This is a genomic window from Rhizobium sp. NZLR8, from assembly GCF_019685025.1.
GTDB lineage: Bacteria > Pseudomonadota > Alphaproteobacteria > Rhizobiales > Rhizobiaceae > Rhizobium.
The window spans coordinates 23,014-40,627 of sequence record NZ_JABDVY010000016.1 but is presented as its reverse complement, the minus strand read 5'-3'; the positions used below and the strand labels follow the sequence as shown (position 1 = coordinate 40,627).

13 protein-coding genes and 1 pseudogene are annotated in these 17,614 nt (G+C 59.8%); 11 read left to right on the top strand and 3 right to left on the bottom strand.

Annotated elements, in window-relative coordinates:
- Nucleotides 1–206 precede the first annotated feature (206 nt).
- From HJB89_RS27145 to HJB89_RS33865, 3 genes are all read left to right on the top strand, one after another.
- On the top strand, nucleotides 207–1,205 hold the full coding sequence (locus tag HJB89_RS27145; RefSeq protein ID WP_041936689.1) for an XdhC family protein: 999 nt from the start codon (nucleotides 207–209) through the stop codon (nucleotides 1,203–1,205).
- Nucleotides 1,206–1,626: 421 nt separating this feature from the next.
- A complete protein-coding gene (locus tag HJB89_RS27140) occupies nucleotides 1,627–2,319 on the top strand; it encodes a hypothetical protein (RefSeq protein ID WP_049778443.1) in 693 nt (230 codons plus the stop codon).
- Between the two features lie 99 nt (nucleotides 2,320–2,418).
- Entirely contained in the window at nucleotides 2,419–2,598 is a 180-nt protein-coding gene (locus HJB89_RS33865) for a helix-turn-helix domain-containing protein (RefSeq protein ID WP_197727557.1), read from the top strand.
- A 570-nt stretch (nucleotides 2,599–3,168) separates the two neighbouring features.
- Here the strand turns inward: HJB89_RS33865 and HJB89_RS27130 are convergent.
- Complete coding sequence (locus tag HJB89_RS27130; RefSeq protein ID WP_011654669.1) at nucleotides 3,169–4,149, bottom strand: substrate-binding domain-containing protein; 981 nt, start codon at nucleotides 4,147–4,149, stop codon at nucleotides 3,169–3,171.
- A gap of 90 nt (nucleotides 4,150–4,239) precedes the next feature.
- Between HJB89_RS27130 and hisD the strand changes: the two genes are divergently transcribed.
- The 4 genes from hisD to acs all read left to right on the top strand — a co-directional run bounded on the left by hisD (nucleotide 4,240) and on the right by acs (nucleotide 10,850).
- Nucleotides 4,240–5,550 (top strand): histidinol dehydrogenase, encoded by a 1,311-nt coding sequence (gene hisD / locus HJB89_RS27125; RefSeq protein WP_011654670.1) that lies wholly within the window; start codon nucleotides 4,240–4,242, stop codon nucleotides 5,548–5,550.
- Between the two features lie 163 nt (nucleotides 5,551–5,713).
- A complete protein-coding gene (locus HJB89_RS27120) occupies nucleotides 5,714–7,288 on the top strand; it encodes a Re/Si-specific NAD(P)(+) transhydrogenase subunit alpha (protein ID WP_011654671.1) in 1,575 nt (524 codons plus the stop codon).
- 21 nt (nucleotides 7,289–7,309) lie between these two features.
- Nucleotides 7,310–8,749, top strand: coding sequence for an NAD(P)(+) transhydrogenase (Re/Si-specific) subunit beta (locus HJB89_RS27115; protein ID WP_011654672.1), 1,440 nt, complete (start codon nucleotides 7,310–7,312; stop codon nucleotides 8,747–8,749).
- Between the two features lie 151 nt (nucleotides 8,750–8,900).
- A complete protein-coding gene (acs, locus tag HJB89_RS27110; RefSeq protein ID WP_130722725.1) occupies nucleotides 8,901–10,850 on the top strand; it encodes an acetate--CoA ligase in 1,950 nt (649 codons plus the stop codon).
- A 186-nt stretch (nucleotides 10,851–11,036) separates the two neighbouring features.
- Here the strand turns inward: acs and HJB89_RS27105 are convergent, their stop codons facing one another.
- A complete protein-coding gene (locus HJB89_RS27105; RefSeq protein WP_245483865.1) occupies nucleotides 11,037–11,864 on the bottom strand; it encodes a fumarylacetoacetate hydrolase family protein in 828 nt (275 codons plus the stop codon).
- A gap of 72 nt (nucleotides 11,865–11,936) precedes the next feature.
- Nucleotides 11,937–12,626 (bottom strand): TetR/AcrR family transcriptional regulator, encoded by a 690-nt coding sequence (locus HJB89_RS27100; protein WP_011654675.1) that lies wholly within the window; start codon nucleotides 12,624–12,626, stop codon nucleotides 11,937–11,939.
- A 105-nt stretch (nucleotides 12,627–12,731) separates the two neighbouring features.
- Between HJB89_RS27100 and HJB89_RS27095 the strand changes: the two genes are divergently transcribed.
- The 4 genes and pseudogenes from HJB89_RS27095 (at nucleotide 12,732) to HJB89_RS27080 (ending at nucleotide 17,480) form a co-directional block, all read left to right on the top strand.
- The gene (locus HJB89_RS27095; RefSeq protein WP_130699221.1) at nucleotides 12,732–13,946 is read left to right on the top strand and encodes an MFS transporter; all 1,215 of its coding nucleotides are present in this window, start codon (nucleotides 12,732–12,734) and stop codon (nucleotides 13,944–13,946) included.
- 1 nt (nucleotide 13,947) lies between these two features.
- Nucleotides 13,948–14,679, top strand: a complete 732-nt coding sequence (locus tag HJB89_RS27090) for a 3-oxoacyl-ACP reductase family protein (protein WP_011654677.1) — start codon at nucleotides 13,948–13,950, stop codon at nucleotides 14,677–14,679.
- A gap of 15 nt (nucleotides 14,680–14,694) precedes the next feature.
- Nucleotides 14,695–15,510, top strand: a complete 816-nt coding sequence (locus HJB89_RS27085; protein ID WP_130722726.1) for an aldo/keto reductase — start codon at nucleotides 14,695–14,697, stop codon at nucleotides 15,508–15,510.
- A 954-nt stretch (nucleotides 15,511–16,464) separates the two neighbouring features.
- Nucleotides 16,465–17,480 (top strand): annotated as a pseudogene (locus HJB89_RS27080) (alpha/beta hydrolase).
- Nucleotides 17,481–17,614: the final 134 nt, after the last annotated feature.

The window sequence follows — 17,614 nt, the reverse complement described above, 5'->3', positions numbered from 1 at the left end:
TAACCACCTGTTTCGCCACGCGTACTTTGATTGTTGCGGATGTTGATACTTGACATAGAAGGTGTTTAATGTTCGACTGATAAATAAGGTTCTTTGGGATGAGGGCCGCGGAGCCGAAAGAGTTTCGGGCCAGCACCCGCGCCATGGCCGCCTACGTAAGTCGCCTAGAGAGTGCTTCGCGACGAGGGGATTGGGGAGGATTGTCGATGCAATGTGAGTTGCAAGCCGCGCCCTTGCTGTCAGCAGCGCATCCGGCGCTGGCCGATCCATGGGAACTTGCCATCAATGCCAGCGGGGATGTGGTGATGGCCGTCCTGACTGAGACCCGCGGCCCCGCTTATCGCTTGCCGGGGGCAGCCATGGCAATCCTTCCAGACGGAAGTTTTTCCGGGGCGATCACATCCGGCTGCGTCGAAGCAGACCTCATCTTGAATGCAAGTGATGTTCGCAACACCGGTGACGTGCGGGTGCTTCGCTATGGCGAGGGATCGACTTTCATCGACATCCGTCTACCCTGCGGCGGTGGCATCGAAGTCATGTTGTTTCCGCTGCTCGATGTCGAGGTGCTGGGGAAACTTGCAAAGGCCAGGAAGCTCCGACGGCCGGTCAGCCTGCAGATTTCGAAATCCGGCCGGCTCACCCTGGGCCCAATCACTGAAACAAAGAACGATGCGCATGGTTTCGCACTTGGGTTCGAGCCTCCGCTGCAGTTCTTGACGTTCGGAGCTGGACCGGAGGCGTCGGTCTTTGCCGCCTTAGTAGAGGGGCTCGGTTACGAACAGCAGCTGGTCTCTCATGACGCCATGACACTTGCATCGACGCGCGCGTCCGGTAACAAGTGCCGCGAGCTGACGAACCTTTCAGAGCTTTTCGCATTGCAGATCGATGCGCGCACAGCAGCCGTGCTCTTTTATCACGATCACGATTACGAGCCGGAAATCATCAAGCATCTGCTGTCGACCCCGGCCTTCTATATTGGCGCCCAGGGCAGTCGCGCCACCCAACGCTCAAGATTGCAGCGGCTGGAAGAGATTGGAGTCTCCCTTAACCGGTCGAGCCGAGTTCGCGGGCCGATCGGTGTGATCCCGTCATCGCGTGATCCGAAGTCGCTGGCGGTGTCGGTGCTGGCCGAAATCATGGCAGCCGGTTCGCAAGTCTCCAAAGCCTCCGAGCAGCCTAACCTGAAGAAGGAGTGCTGCCTGTGACGGACTGCATTGTTTCCAGATCAGCGCGAGGTGAGCCATGACGGCAGCCTGGTGGACCGCCCATCTTCATAAGTGGTTGTCATGGTTGCGCCACGAGGCGGCGCGGCTTGGCGCGGCATATTGTGTTTATGATTGCGACGAGCTCTGGGCTGGTATGGACCGGGGTTCGACCGGACATCGAAAGCACACGGGACGAGCCGACAAAGAATAACCCCGGAAGGCATGCAAGACGTTAGCGACAACTTTCCACGGTAAGATGGAACTGATCGCGATATTGAGCTCTGCGTCCAGGCGATCGCTGAACGACTTAAGGGCCGCGGCAAGCGAGCGCCGATCATGCCGCGTCGATGGTGGACGATCGCGAGCCACGCATGGCAAACGCAGACATCACCATTGTCCAGAGGCTACGGGAGTGCCTGATGTGAACTGGAACAGCGTCGACCACCTGTCCTTCGCCGGAACGGATCTGCAGGAGCTCTCGGCGTCGCTTTCCTACCTGCACAATGGAGAAGTGAGAAGGGAAAGCAGGGGGACTACGAAATACCGGATCGACTTGGTCGGCACGCAGGGGATCTCGATCATAGCGAGCAGCTATGACGGAGCTTTCACAATTCATTTCCCCGCGTCGATCGACACGGCCACGATTCTGATCCCGCTTACAGGCAACGCCATAGTCGCGGTCACCGACCGCAAAATACCGTCCATCCAAAACCTTGGCGTTTTTGTCGATCGGCTGCAGAATTATGAGCTTCACGTTGCCGGCCCTCGAAGGCATCTTTGCTTCAGGGTGCCTCACGACGAGCTGGTGCGGCGGATCGAAGTTCGGTTGAATATTTCAGTGCGGGGCCGCCTGCAATTCGCCAATGAGATCGATCTTTCTCAGGGACCGGGTTTGGATTTGGCGCGACTCGCAATGACCATGCATGATGGCCTTACGGGCGAGACCCTGCATAAAACACCGGTGGCGCTCGGACATCTCCTGGAGGCTTGCCTAGAGTTTCTCATCGATGCGGTTGGGCACACTACGCCCGCGAATTTTCTCGCGGGTCTCCCATTCCGCGGCACGTCAAGCGTGCGATCCACTATATGCATACCAACGTCTCCCGGGGGGTGACGCTGAACGAGATCGCCGAGGCATGCGGTGTCAGTATCCGTACCCTGCAAAGTGGTTTCCGAAAATTTCGTATGACGACGCCCATTGCGTACCTAGAGCATCTTCGTCTCGAATGCTGTTCGCCGGGAGCTTTCATCTGGCGAATCTGATCAATCGGTAAGAGGCGTTGCGCAGAAATGGGGCTTTACGCATGTCGGCCGGTTCTCCGGCCAATATCGTAGGCGCTTCGGCGAACTGCCATCGCAAACCCTTCGTAGGACGGAGGACAATCTGGCATAGCCAAAACAGGCCGCATGCGGCCAATGGCGAGCGCGCTAGCTGATGAGAACCGACGTTCCGGCCGCCTTGTTCCTCTAACGCAAGCGGTCTTCCACTCCCACGTTGTCCTGGCCGCCCGCCTTTTGATTGGAACGGGAGTTTCTCAATGTAGACGGATGTTCTCGCGACCAGGAAAATCTGGTCGTGAGCTTGAAGCGTCGAAGACGACGAGCTGGGTTTCGTCCTGCGCGTCGGCAAAGGGCAACGGCCGCCGTAACATCGCAATAGGATGATCCGGGATTGAGACAGGGACCATTCCCGACTGACCGATCAGCTCGAGAACGACCCGATAGGTATTAGCTTTGATGGTGCCGCTAAATCCGACAGCAGCTACAGCTCTTCCGTTGATCGTTCACCAGATCAATGAAACCCTCACGCGCCCAACCGGTCCATTGCATCGGCATCGCCTTAAGCGAAAGACAGGTTGTATAATTACCCTCGACCGCTCTGCACCCGTGTTGTTGCTGGCATCGATCGCGTCGATGCCTGGATGCGTACACGTGCGATGCCGTCGCGAGAACGATTGACCAATTAAGCGCTTGAACGTAGGACCAGCATTCCCGACAGTATGCGCGTGAATCCATTATCGGACGCCTTGATGTTGGGATCGTCGATCAGACTTACTGCCTCCTGCACCATCCGCTCGACCGGTTGGCGGATCGTCGTGAGTTGGTAGGAACTCCAGCTCGCCATCGGGATATCGTCGAAACCGGCGACGGCGAGATCCTGCGGGATGCGCAATCCCCGCTCTTTTGCCGCATCGATGACCGCCAAAGCCATGATGTCGTTGCAGCAGAAGATCGCGTCCGGCGGCTGGACGGCCGAAAGAAGGTGGACAGCTGCCTGCTTTCCGATCTCATACTGGTAGTTTCCGCTTGCTTGCGCGTGAATGGTTCGCCCCGCCTCGGCAAGCACATCACGAAACCCTCGAACGCGCTCGGCATGGGTCGATGTATTGGCGACGCCACCGATCAAGCTGATCCTCTGGCAACCACGGTCGAGCAACAGCCGACCGATATCGCGGCCACCCTGGTAATTGTCGCAGGAGACCGCGTTGATGCGCATGTCGCGCTGTATCCGGTTGAGCAGAACGGCCTTGATCTGGTTTTGCCGGCACGCACGCGCCATGTTCGATGTCAGAGATGCGGAAGTGACGATGATGCCCGACGGACGTGCCGCCAGTACCTGGTCCGTGACCGCGTCGATGTTGCAGTCACTCGGCAGGGCGTAAACCAGCAACTGGCGCCCGCTCTCTTGCAGGTGTCTTGCGAGCGTATCGAGCACGAGCGGGTAAAAGGGGTTGTGAAGGTCTCCCGCAACCAGCGTTATCGTGCTTGCCGCCACGGCTTTGGCGGTCCGTCGGGCCGGGCTGATGTAACCGATCTCCTCCGCGACCGCGAAGATCTTCTTCTTCTTTTCGGGGTTGATCGGTGCCCCTGGTGTGAAGGCTCGGGAAACAGCCGCGATCGAGACGCCGGCTACATGAGCAACTTGTTTTGCCGTGGGCTTCATCGATGGCGTCTTGAAAATTTTTCACTACATGCATGAAATCTTGCAACGCAGATGTAGCAGCTTATGCTGTCTTCAGAAAGGGAGAAGACGATGGCTACTACCTATATCAAACGCGGAAAGCCGGAAAACGAGCGCTCCGAAGACGATCAGAAGGTCCGTTTTACCGTTGAAAATATCCTGAAGGATATCGAGGCTCGAGGCGACGCCGCGGTCCGCGAACTTTCAGAAAAATTCGACAAATACTCGCCGGCGTCCTTCAAGCTCTCTGCGAGCGAGATCGAGGCGCTGATGAACCGGGTTTCGGCTCGTGACATGGAAGACATCAAATTCGCCCAGGCGCAGGTTCGCAATTTCGCACAGGCTCAGCGCGACTCCATGCTCGATATCGAGGTCGAGACATTGCCGGGCGTTATTCTTGGGCACAAGAACATCCCCGTTCAGTCGGTCGGCTGCTACATTCCCGGAGGGAAGTTTCCGATGGTGGCTTCGGCTCACATGTCGGTTGCGACCGCCTCTGTGGCCGGCGTGCCGCGGATTGCTGCCGCAACACCGGCATTCAAGGGTGAACCGAACCCGGCCGTCATCGCGGCGATGTATCTTGGCGGCGCCCACGAAATCTACGTGCTGGGCGGCATCCAGGCCATCGGAGCACTTGCAATCGGCACCGAGACGATTGAGCCGGTGCATATGCTCGTCGGCCCCGGAAATGCCTTCGTTGCCGAGGCGAAGCGTCAGTTGTACGGCCGTGTGGGGATCGACCTTTTTGCCGGCCCGACAGAAACGATGGTCATTGCCGATGAAACCGTCGATGCGGAGATCTGCGCGACAGACCTGCTTGGACAGGCTGAACATGGCTATAACTCGCCGGCAGTCCTGGTCACCAATTCGCACAAGCTTGCGCAGGCAACGCTGACGGAAATCGACCGCATCCTGAAAATCTTGCCCACTGCCGACACCGCGTCAAAGAGCTGGGCGGACTATGGTGAGATTATCGTTTGTGACACCTATGAGGAGATGCTCGACGTTGCCAATGACATCGCCTCGGAGCATGTCCAGGTCATGACCGACCGGGACGACTGGTTCCTTGCCAACATGCATTCGTATGGCGCCCTGTTCCTTGGCCCCCGCACCAATGTCGCCAATGGCGACAAGGTCATTGGCACCAATCACACGCTGCCGACGAAGAAGGCCGGCCGCTACACCGGCGGTCTTTGGGTGGGGAAATTCATCAAGACACATTCCTACCAGAAGGTTCTGACGGATGAGGCGGCCGCAATGATCGGCGAATATTGTTCGCGGCTTTGCATGCTCGAAGGTTTCATCGGTCACGCGGAACAAGCCAATGTGCGCGTGAGGCGTTATGGCGGGCGCAACGTCGGCTACGGAACGGCGGCCGAATGATTGCCTGAATTAGGCTAGCGTTCAGACGCTTTTGCCTTGGTCCCTCGGACCGCAAAGGCATCTCATGACATCGCCAACAATAAGTTTTGGCCGGCGGCTGTCGCCACCGTCCATGACTGCGCGCTCACGAGTCTGTGAGAACGCGAGGAGGAGAGGAGGGGCAATGAGGATCGGAACTCCACGTGAAATATGTGCCGATGAAGCGCGCGTTGCTATGACGCCCGACAGCGCGGCCCATTTGCAGAAGCTCGGCCACACCTGCTTGATTGAGTCAGGCGCCGGTCTTCTGGCGGGATTTACTGACGAGGCCTACCGCGATGCGGGTGTCGAGATTGTCGAAAGCGCGACGGAGCTCTTCCGGTCAGCGGACGTTATCGCAAAGGTGCGCCCGCCGGAACTCATCGAAATCGACAGTATCGACGCTGGAAAGACGATGATCTCGTTTTTCTATCCAGCCCAGAATGACGTGCTGCTTGCGCGGGCGATCGACAGGGGCGTCAACGTCATAGCGATGGATATGGTGCCGCGCATCTCGCGCGCTCAGAAGATGGATGCTTTGTCCTCAATGGCCAACATCGCCGGCTACCGCGCCGTGATCGAGGCGGGCAGCAATTTCGGCCGCTTCTTCACCGGCCAGGTGACGGCTGCCGGCAAGGTGCCGCCGGCCAAGGTGCTGGTCATCGGGGCTGGCGTCGCCGGCCTGGCCGCCATCGGCACGGCGACATCCTTGGGCGCCATCACCTATGCCTTCGACGTGCGCCCAGAGGTTGCCGAACAGATCGAAAGCATGGGTGCCGAGTTCGTCTTCCTCGACTTTGGCGATCAGCAACAGGATGGAGCGGCGTCCGGGGGATATGCGACGCCGTCGTCGCCAGAGTTTCGTCAGAAGCAGCTCGATACGTTCCGCTCGCTCACACCCGAAATCGACATCGTCATTACCACCGCCCTGATCTCCGGTCGCGATGCGCCAAAGCTTTGGCTGGCCGATATGGTGGCGATGATGAAGCCTGGTTCCGTGGTCGTTGACCTTGCCGCCGAACGGGGCGGAAACTGCGAGCTCACGGTCGAAGGCACACGGATTGTATCGGGCAATGGTGTCATAGTCATTGGCTATACGGATTTTCCGAGCCGCATGGCGACACAATCTTCCACCCTTTACGCCACCAACATCCGCCACATGCTGGCGGATCTGACCCCTGCAAGGGACGGAATTCTCGTCCACAACATGGAAGACGACGTCATACGCGGAGCAACCGTCGCCTTTGAAAGCGCCGTGACATTCCCGCCGCCACCGCCGAAGGTGCAGGCAATTGCGGTGCAGAAGGTCAAGCAGAAGCCAAAGGAACCGAGCCGCGAAGAGCGGCGCCAGCGGGAAGCTGCGGCCTTTCGAGCACAGACCCGCAGCCAAGTCGCCTTGCTCGCCTTCGCAACCTTACTCTTGCTGGTTGCCGGCGCTTACGCCCCGGCAAGCTTCATGAACCATCTGATCGTCTTCGCGCTGTCCTGCTTTATCGGGTTCCAGGTGATCTGGAACGTCTCGCACGCTCTTCACACTCCGCTCATGGCTGTCACCAACGCCGTCTCCGGCATTGTGATCCTCGGCGCGCTGCTGCAGATCGGCTCGGCATCGATCCCGGTAACGATCCTTGCGTCGATCGCCGTCCTCATATCGACGATCAACATCGTCGGCGGCTTCTTCGTCACGCGGCGCATGCTGGCAATGTTCCAGAAGTCCTGAAAAACTGGAGGAGGAATCGTTTTGACAATCGGTATCATTTCAGCAGCCAATATCGCGGCGGCAATTCTGTTCATCCTCTCCCTTGGCGGGTTGTCGGGTCAGGAGAGCGCCAAGCGCGCGGTCTGGTATGGTATGGCGGGCATGGGCCTTGCCCTTGTCGCCGCCATCTTCGGCGCGGCTGGCGGCAGCTGGCTAAATCTTATCCTCATGATCGGTGGCGGCGCCCTCATCGGTTATGCTCTCGCACGCCGCGTCCAGATGACGGAGATGCCGCAACTTGTGGCGGCGTTGCACTCATTTGTCGGGCTGGCAGCGGTCTTCATCAGCTTTAACACCCATCTGGAGGCGGCGCGCGTTGCCGCGCTCGACGAGACGAGCCGCACTGGTCTTGCTGGTTATCCCGCGATCCTGGCGCAGAAGGACGCTGTCGAGCTTCTGATCATGAAGGCTGAAATCTTCATTGGCGTCTTCATCGGAGCTGTGACCTTCACGGGCTCGGTCATCGCATTCGGCAAGCTTGCCGGCAAGGTGGATGGCAAGGCGAGGAAGCTCGCGGGCGGGCACGGGCTGAACGCTGCTGCAGCACTTTTGTCCGTCGCACTCCTCATCATCTATTATCAAAGCGGCGGTCTCTTGCCCCTTGCTGTCATGACGGCGCTCGCTCTGTTCATTGGCTTCCACCTGATCATGGGAATCGGCGGCGCCGACATGCCGGTCGTTGTTTCGATGCTCAACAGCTATTCCGGATGGGCCGCGGCCGCGATCGGCTTCACGCTCGGCAATGATCTCCTGATCGTCACCGGCGCGCTCGTCGGCTCCTCAGGAGCGATCCTCTCCTATATCATGTGCAAGGCGATGAACCGCTCGTTCATTTCGGTGATCCTGGGCGGGTTTGGCACCAAGGCCGGACCGCTCCTCGAGATCACTGGTGAACAGGTCGCCATCGATTCCGCCGGTGTTGCCGCGGCGCTGAACGACGCCCAGAGCATCATTATCGTGCCGGGCTATGGAATGGCTGTGGCCCAGGCGCAACAAGCCGTGTCGGACCTGACCCGCAGACTGCGCGCCACCGGCAAGACGGTCCGGTTCGCCATCCATCCTGTCGCCGGACGCCTGCCAGGCCATATGAACGTCCTGCTCGCTGAAGCCAAGGTGCCTTATGACATCGTGCTCGAGATGGATGAGATCAACGAAGACTTCGCCTCGACCGACGTCGTTATCGTCATTGGTTCGAATGACATCGTCAATCCAGCCGCGCAGGAAGACGCGAACTCTCCCATAGCAGGGATGCCGGTGCTCGAAGTCTGGAAGGCCAAGCAGGTCTTCGTCTCCAAGCGAGGGCAGGGGACAGGCTATTCCGGCATCGAAAACCCGCTGTTCTTCAGGGAGAACACCAGAATGTTCTATGGCGATGCCCGCAGAAGCCTCGAAGAACTGATGCCGAAGGTCGTTTCAGTCTGATCAGGCGGCCGGGTGATTTGCTTCCCACGCCGGCCGCTCGCCTCCACGTACCGACCGGGGCGTGGGTCCGGATTTAGCGGCAATGACCGGTCTTCGTTGAAAGTCAATAACCGACCTGACCGGGCGTGTTTCTCAATCAAAATGGTGCCGAATGTCTGACATCGTCCGTTATCCACCAGCGAAATCAACCGTTGCGCGCGCCCTGATCGATAAGGAGAAGTACCTCAAATGGTACGAGGAAAGCGTCGAGAACCCGGACAAATTCTGGGGCAAGCACGGTAGGCGGATCGACTGGTTCAAGCCCTATACCAAGGTTAAGAACACTTCCTTTACCGGCAAGGTTTCGATCAAGTGGTTCGAGGACGGTCAGACAAACGTCTCCTACAATTGCATCGACCGTCATCTGAAAACGAATGGCGACCAGGTGGCGATCATCTGGGAGGGCGACAACCCCTATATCGACAAGAAGGTCACCTATAACGAACTCTACGAGCATGTCTGCCGGATGGCGAACGTGTTGAAGAAGCACGGCGTCAAGAAGGGTGATCGCGTCACCATCTACATGCCGATGATCCCGGAAGCCGCCTATGCGATGCTCGCCTGCGCCCGCATCGGCGCGGTGCATTCGGTCGTCTTCGGCGGTTTCTCGCCCGAGGCGCTGGCGGGGCGCATTGTCGACTGCGAATCCACCTTCGTCATCACCTGCGACGAAGGCGTGCGCGGCGGCAAGCCGGTGCCGCTGAAGGACAATACCGATACGGCGATCGATATCGCCGCTCGACAGCATGTCAGGGTCAGCAAGGTGCTGGTCGTTCGCCGCACCGGCGGCAAGACCGGCTGGGCGCCGGGCCGCGATCTCTGGCATCACCAGGAAATCGCCACGGTGAAGCCGGAATGCCCGCCGGTGAAGATGAAGGCGGAAGACCCGCTCTTCATTCTTTATACGTCAGGCTCGACCGGCAAACCGAAGGGCGTGCTGCACACGACGGGCGGTTATCTCGTCTATGCGGCGATGACGCATGAATATGTCTTCGACTATCATGACGGCGACGTCTATTGGTGCACCGCCGATGTCGGCTGGGTCACCGGCCACTCCTATATCGTCTACGGGCCGCTCGCCAACTGCGCAACGACGCTGATGTTCGAGGGTGTTCCGAATTTCCCCGATCAGGGCCGCTTCTGGGAAGTCATCGACAAACATAAGGTCAACATCTTCTATACGGCGCCAACGGCGATCCGCTCGCTGATGGGCGCCGGTGACGACTTCGTGACGCGCTCGTCGCGCTCGTCGGTGCGCCTGCTCGGCACGGTGGGCGAGCCGATCAATCCCGAGGCCTGGGAATGGTATTACAATGTCGTCGGCGACAAGCGCTGCCCTGTCATCGATACGTGGTGGCAGACGGAAACCGGCGGCCATATGATCACGCCGCTGCCCGGCGCCATCGATCTGAAACCCGGTTCTGCGACAGTGCCGTTCTTTGGCATCAAGCCGCAGCTGGTCGACAATGAAGGCAAGGTGCTGGAAGGGGCCGCCGACGGCAATCTCTGCATCACCGACAGCTGGCCGGGCCAGATGCGCACGGTCTATGGCGATCACGACCGTTTCATCCAGACGTATTTCTCCACCTACAAGGGCAAGTATTTCACCGGCGACGGCTGCCGGCGCGATGCGGACGGCTATTACTGGATCACCGGCCGTGTCGACGACGTGCTCAACGTCTCCGGCCACCGGCTCGGCACCGCGGAGGTGGAATCCGCACTCGTCTCGCACAATCTGGTCTCGGAAGCCGCGGTTGTCGGTTATCCGCATCCGATCAAGGGCCAGGGCATCTATTGCTATGTGACGCTGATGGCCGGTCACGAAGGAACGGACACGCTCCGCCAGGAACTGGTGAAACATGTGCGTGCCGAAATCGGCCCGATCGCCGCACCCGACAAGATCCAGTTTGCGCCCGGCCTGCCGAAGACCCGTTCCGGCAAGATCATGCGCCGGATCCTGCGCAAGATCGCCGAAGACGATTTCGGCGCGCTTGGCGATACCTCGACGCTCGCCGATCCGGCCGTCGTCGACGATCTGATCGCCAACCGGCAGAACAGGTGACCGTGACGACTGCAGGCGTTGCCGAGTGCTGCTAATCCTGCATATCTGAGCGAAGTCCGCGCCCGCTTACGGGCGAGGTGACGTACCCCGTTACCCGAGGGGATTGTGGCGGAAGCGGTTGTAGCCTTGCCGTATTGGCGATCTGGCCAATACCCTCAATCGAAACCACGACCTTGTCGCCATCCTTCAAGAACCGGGGTGGCTCAAAGCCGATCCCGACCCGACACCGGCAGGTGTGCCAGTGGCGATGATGTCTCCGGGCAACAGCGTGACGCTGCGGGAGATGACCTCGATCAGGGTGGGGATGTCGAAGATGAGATCCTTTGTCGAAGTTTTCTGGCGCTCTTCGCCGTTGACCGTACAGGTGATTTCCACGTTCGCTATATCAAGTTCGTCTTTCGTCACGATCCAGGGGCCGATCGGTCCGAACCCGTCGATTCCTTTGCCGAGGAACCACTGCTTGTGCTTCTTCTGCAGGTCGCGTGCTGTAACGTCGTTGAACACGGTATATCCGAAGACGTGATCCAACGCGCGCTCGGCCGTGATGAAGCGACCAGCCTTACCGATCACGACAGCCAACTCCGCTTCGTAATCGACGGCCTCGTCAAGGCCCGGCCAGAGAGGAATATCTCCGAAGGGTCGCGCAAGGGAGGAAGAAGGTTTTGTGAATATGATGGGATGTTCCGGGATGGCTTCGGCCGCGGTCGCTCCGGCGTCGAACCCGCTTTTCGTGAACTCATGGGCGTGAGCGTGATAGTTCTTGCCAACGCAGAACACATTATGCGGCGGATTGGTGATTGGCGGCAGGAGATCGTCGATCGCAATGGCCGTGCTCCCCTCCAACGGCGCCGATCGTTTCTGCCGGCCTATCTCAGCGATCAGACTGACCATGTCTTCATGGGTGGACGGCGCCAGGTCCGGAAAGGCTTCCGCTGCCGGCGTGTAGCGTTCGCCGGAAGGATCTATGACGACCACTTTGCGCTGACCGTCGACAATTATCGTTGCGAGTTTCATCTTATGAACCAATCTAAACAAATGTTTCACGCTAAAAAGCGGTGTCTTGAGCGTGTTACCCGGAGAGCATCGTCAGCGCCCCGCACGCCGGGTCCGGTAGTGGCCAAGAAAGATGTCCACGGCCTCATCGATCACAGCCTGACGTTCAGATTGGCTGAACTTCTCATCGCGGCCCAGCACACGTATCCAAAGCAGCGGCTCATCGATCAGTCCGAGGAACTGACGGGCGGCACGCTCGCCGTCCTTGATCGTTAGGAGCCCCCGTTCGGCTTGCATTTCGATATAGGCCCGAACAGCGCCCATCGCTGGCGTCTTGCCATGCTTGAAAAAGCTCTCCGTCAAGTCAGGAAAACGGGTGCCCTCGGCAATGATCATGCGCAGAAAGGCAATCGCTAGCGGCGGTTCCCAAAATGCCGCCACGGCTGCTGCAATCCGACGCAAGCCGACGTTTGGATCTGCCTGCGTCTCGGCTTCGGCGACGATATCCAAGACGGGGAAGGCGCTCCAGACGCGCTCGACGACGGCGCGAAACAGTTCTTCCTTACCGTCGGGAAACTGGTTGTAGAGAGTGCGCCGGGCTGCACCAGATTCCTGCGCCACCAGGTCCATGCTGGTGCCCTCGTAACCTTGCCGCAAGAAAACACGGGTTGCAGCCGCCAGAATCGCATCTCGCTTGGAGAGAGCGGCCGTGGGTGTCGCCACAGCCTCGAAGATCGAAACCACGCCCTTGGGAGACAAGGCGGCGGGCGGACGGGACGGCATTTCAGTTTTCCTCTTGACTGAATTGCACTGGTGAGTGCAGAATTACACTATATAGTGCACCATGATTGGGCGCAACCCCCACGGCCCAGGGACAACGGATCTTCCATGGCAGGCGAGAGCACTCCTCACTCACAGTTGACGCGCGGCACGCTGCCAATGCTGGCGGCCGCCTGTGGGATCACCGTCGGCAATGTTTACCTATGCCAACCGCTACTCGACCAGATGGCGGTGAGCCTGAGGGTGCCCGAGCAAACAGCCGGCTTGGTCGCCGTCGGCGCCCAGGTCGGCTATGCGCTCGGCATCCTGTTCGTGCTGCCTCTTGCCGACGTGATTGCATCGCGTCGATTGGTGCGCACGCTGCTGGTGTTGACTTCGCTCTTTCTGTTGGCCGCAGCGTTCTCGTCAAGGACTTCGCTGCTGGCCGCGGCCAGCGTCGCGCTAACGGCATCGACCGTTGTCCCGCAAATCTTGATCCCGATCGTCTCGGGCATGACGGCGCCTGAGCATCGCGGACGGACCATCGGTGCGCTGCAAACCGGACTGATCCTTGGCATCCTGTTGTCGCGCACAGCATCGGGATCCCTCGCACAGGTGACCGGTACCTGGCGTTCTCCCTACTTGCTGGCTGCCGTCTTGACCGGCCTGTTGGTGCTAATCGTGCCGCGCCTGATCCCTGAGCGCGAAACCAAGCCCCGGCATACCGGCTATCTCGGCCTGCTGCGTTCGCTACCGCCACTGCTGCAGCACCGCCCGCTACGCCTGTCCATGACGCTGGGCTTCCTGGTCTTCGGTGCCTTCTCGGCTCTATGGGCGACGCTGGCCTTCTACCTCGCCGGCCCAGACTTTGGGTTCGGGCCAGCAACGGCAGGTCTGTTCGGGCTCTACGGCGCGCCAGGCGCGATCCTGGCGCCGATGGCCGGTCGACTGTCCGATCGCGTTGGTTCGTCCAAGATCAACCTGGTGTCGCTGGCTGCCAGCGGCATAGCCTTAGCACTGGCAGGCTGGCTCGGCGGCGGCTCGCTGCTCATCTTGGTGGTGGCCGTGAACCTGCTCGACTTCGGCCTGCAAAGCGGTCAGATCGCGAACCAGACGCGTATTTTGGGGCTTGGCGATGACATCCGCGCTCGTCTCAATACGCTTTACATGGCCGCCACCTTCGGCGGCGGAGCGGCCGGTTCTTTTGCGGGGATGCTGGCATGGAGCTTCGGCGGCTGGACCAGCGCCTGCGGCCTATCGCTAGCGCTTATAGCTGCGGCGGCTAGCACGCTCGTCCTGAACTGGAAGAACGAATACCGATCCTCTCACATGAAAGGAGAATGAAATGAGCGATCTTACCGGACGAGTAGCACTTGTTACCGGCGCCTCGCGCGGTATCGGCCGTGACATAGCCTACGCTCTGTCCTCTGCCGGCGCCAGCGTCGCGGTGGGCTACCACAGCGATCGAACGGGGGCAGAGGCAGTCGCCGAGACGATCCGCCAGGAAGGCGGGAGGGCGGTCGCGGTCGGCGGCGATGTGTCCGACCCGCAGATCGCAGTGGATCTCGTCCGCGAGACAGAGGCGCAATTGGGGCCGTTGGGCATTGTCGTGAACAATGCCGGTATCAATCCATCACGCCCACTCGACCAGATCACGGCGGCTGACTGGGACGAGACCATTCGAGTCAATCTCACTTCCGCCTTCCATGTCACTCAGGCCGCTGTACCTGGCCTGCGGGAACGCAAGTGGGGCAGGATCATCACCATATCGTCGGTGGCCGCACAGCTCGGCGGCGTCATCGGTCCGCATTATGCAGCCAGTAAGGCTGGTTTGATCGGGCTTGCCCATTACTACGCGGCTGCGCTGGCCAAGGAGGGCATCACCTCCAATGCCATTGCCCCCGCGCTGATCGAGACGGAAATGCTCAAGAGCAATTCGGCGATCCAGCCTACGCTCATCCCGGTAGGGCGATTCGGCCAGACCCACGAGGTGTCGTCAGTGGTCGTGCTGCTGGCCGGGAATGGCTATATCACCGGTCAGACGATCAGCGTTAACGGTGGCTGGTATATGAGCTGAGTAGAGGATAAAGCGATGTTAACACGCATCATCCCCGCCACGAAGGAAGCCCTGCCCGTGATAGGGCTCGGCACCTATCGGGGCTTCGACGTTACGCTCAATGCGCCGGGCGAAGAACGGCTCTCCAATGTGCTCGACACGCTTTTTGCGGCGGGCGGAACGCTCCTTGACAGCTCGCCTATGTATGGGCGTGCCGAAGAAGTCGTCGGCGCGCTGCTCACTCGTCAGCCCCGCGCTGACTCGCCTTTTCTTGCGACCAAGGTTTGGACATCAGGGCGAGAGGCTGGCGTCCGGCAGATCGAGCAGTCGTTCCGTCTGCTTCGCAGTGACGTTATCGACCTCATACAGGTTCACAATCTTCAGGACTGGCAAACGCATCTGCAGACCCTGCGCGGTCTCAAAGAAGCCGGACGTATCCGCTATATTGGCATAACCCATTACACTCGCTCGGGTTATGCCGAGGTGGAGCGGGTTCTGAACACAACGCCGGTCGACTTCCTTCAGATCAACTATTCAGTGGAAGAACGCGAAGCGGAGAAGAGACTACTCCCACTGGCTGAGGACAAGGGCGTTGCGGTCTTGTGTAACCGGCCCTTTGGAGGCGGTGATCTGTTGCGCCGCCTTAAGGCGAAGCCGCTGCCTGACTGGGCAGCGGAGGTAGGTGCGACTTCGTGGGCGCAGCTTGCGCTCAAATTCGTGCTTGGCCACCGAGCAATCACCTGCGCGATTCCGGGAACCGGGAATCCAGCTTCCATGATCGATAACACAAAGGCAGCGAGCGGGTCTGTGCTGACCCCGAAACAGCGTGCTGAACTGATCGAGACCGTCTAATGACCTCGGCTAAACATCTGACACGAGCGATTGGGGGCGGCGCCGATAAGCGCGGCGCCGCTCCTGCTCCAATCTGAGGCACCTGCGGTCCACGTCCAAAACGCAATCAAGTCCGGCCTCAGCGCCCTGAGACAGAGCTTGTTCAGTGAGAAGAGACGATTTATCGGCTCGTTGTTGCTCACTCGCAGGGGAGCGACGATGAGGCGGATATCCGCGCGTCGAAATCTGCGACCCGGTTATCAAAAACCTCCGCGCGCTCTGTAAAAGCACCATTAGGCAGGTGTTAGATCCATATCGTGCTGGGTGACTTGCGCGTGACGACAGCGTCTTTCGTTCCGGCAACTGAGGGATCAGCGAGAGCCTTTATTTGGCTGGCCTAAGAATTCCAGCGCCCAACTTACGGCGAAACCAACAATTCAGCGATCAGCGACGACGTGATCGCCGCGCCAAGCGAGCCTCGAGGTATCACGTGGTGGTCGACCTCCAGCTGGACTCTGCTGCGGCCAGCACCTCCTGCCGCCCGACGTCAAGCAAGCGGCGGGCCATCGTGGTTCCAAGCGTCGGACGTGGATCCAGTAAGTTGCCTTACCCTCGACAATCGCTGCACTGGAGCACACGGGCCTAGCGACTGGCCTCGTGTTGCACTCTCAACATGTGGGAGATGAAAAGCTGACATCACTCCCGCTGGCAGACTCGACGAGAACTTCCAGATTGAGGACCCCGCCCCTATCAGGTGCCACCTGCAATAGCTTCGTGGCGCGAATGATATCGATCTTGGCATGAGCTGTCATTTCCTGCGGTTGGATAAGATCCTAGGTTGGTGGCCATCGGCGACCAGCGCGTGCAACCTGGCTTCGATGCTACCCGTTCGCCGGTAATCAAAAGCGAACGCGATCCCTCAACGGGCGACCGGCTCTAGCTTAAATCTTTTTGCATCATTTTTATAAAGGCCATATCATGAAAATCGTCCAAACCGTCATCGCCGGCGCCGTTGCCGCCGCTGTAGCGAACGTGGCGCTGGCCGCTCGTAGCCCTGGCGTCGAACGCAATACGGAGGGCTTCCTGGAAGCGATGGCCAAGGCTGGCGCTCCGCCCCTGGAGTCTCTCTCCCCCGCCGATGCACGGGCGGCCGTGGCGGCTGCGCAAGCCGGCGCCAAGCTGGCGCCGGCCGACATCAGCGAGAAGACGATAAGCGTCGACGGCAAACCTCTGAAGCTCACCATCGTACGTCCGGCTGGCACCGATGGCGTGCTGCCGGGTTTCATGTTCTTCCACGGTGGAGGCTGGATCCTCGGCGACTTCCCGACGAACGAGCGGTTCGTCCGCGACCTGGTCGCAGACTCCGGCGCAGCGGCAATATTCGTCAACTACACGCTGTCGCCGGAGGTGCGCTATCCGGTGGCGATCAACGAGGCTTATGCAGCCACAAAGTGGGTCGCCGAGAATGGCGAACAGATCAGCGTCGATGGCAAGCGGCTAGCTGTTGTCGGTAACAGCGTCGGCGGCAATATGGCGGCGGTGGTCGCGCTGATGGCTAAGGACAAGGGCGGTCCGGCTCTGCGTGCCCAGGTCCTGTTCTGGCCAGCTACAAACGCGAACTTCGAGGACGCCTCCTACGACGCGTTTGCCACCGGTCACTTCCTTACCAAGGACATGATGAAGTGGTTTTGGAGCGCCTATGTCCCGCACGCTGAGCAGCGCCAGGAAATCTACGCCCCGCCGCTCCAGGCGACGCCTGAGCAATGGAAAGGCTTGCCGCCGACACTTATGCAGACGGCGGAAATGGACGTCTGCGCGACGAAGCCGAAGCCTATGCCCGCAAGCTCGACGCTGCCGGCGTCGACGTGGTCGTTACCCGCTACAACGGCATGATCCACGATTTCGGGGCGATCAACCCGTTGTCCGATTTGCCCGCCTCGCGTGCCGCGATGCATCAGGCAAGCGAGGAACTCAAGGCTCGCCTGCGCTGAGGTCGGCCGGCAAGTCCTGGAAGTCAGCCCTTCCCGAAGCCTGACGCGGGCACGGGGAGGAATCCCGGGCGACGAGTCCGTCCATCTCTCGTCGCCCGGTGTCTCCGGTATAGATTGGCAGTTATGCGCACCGT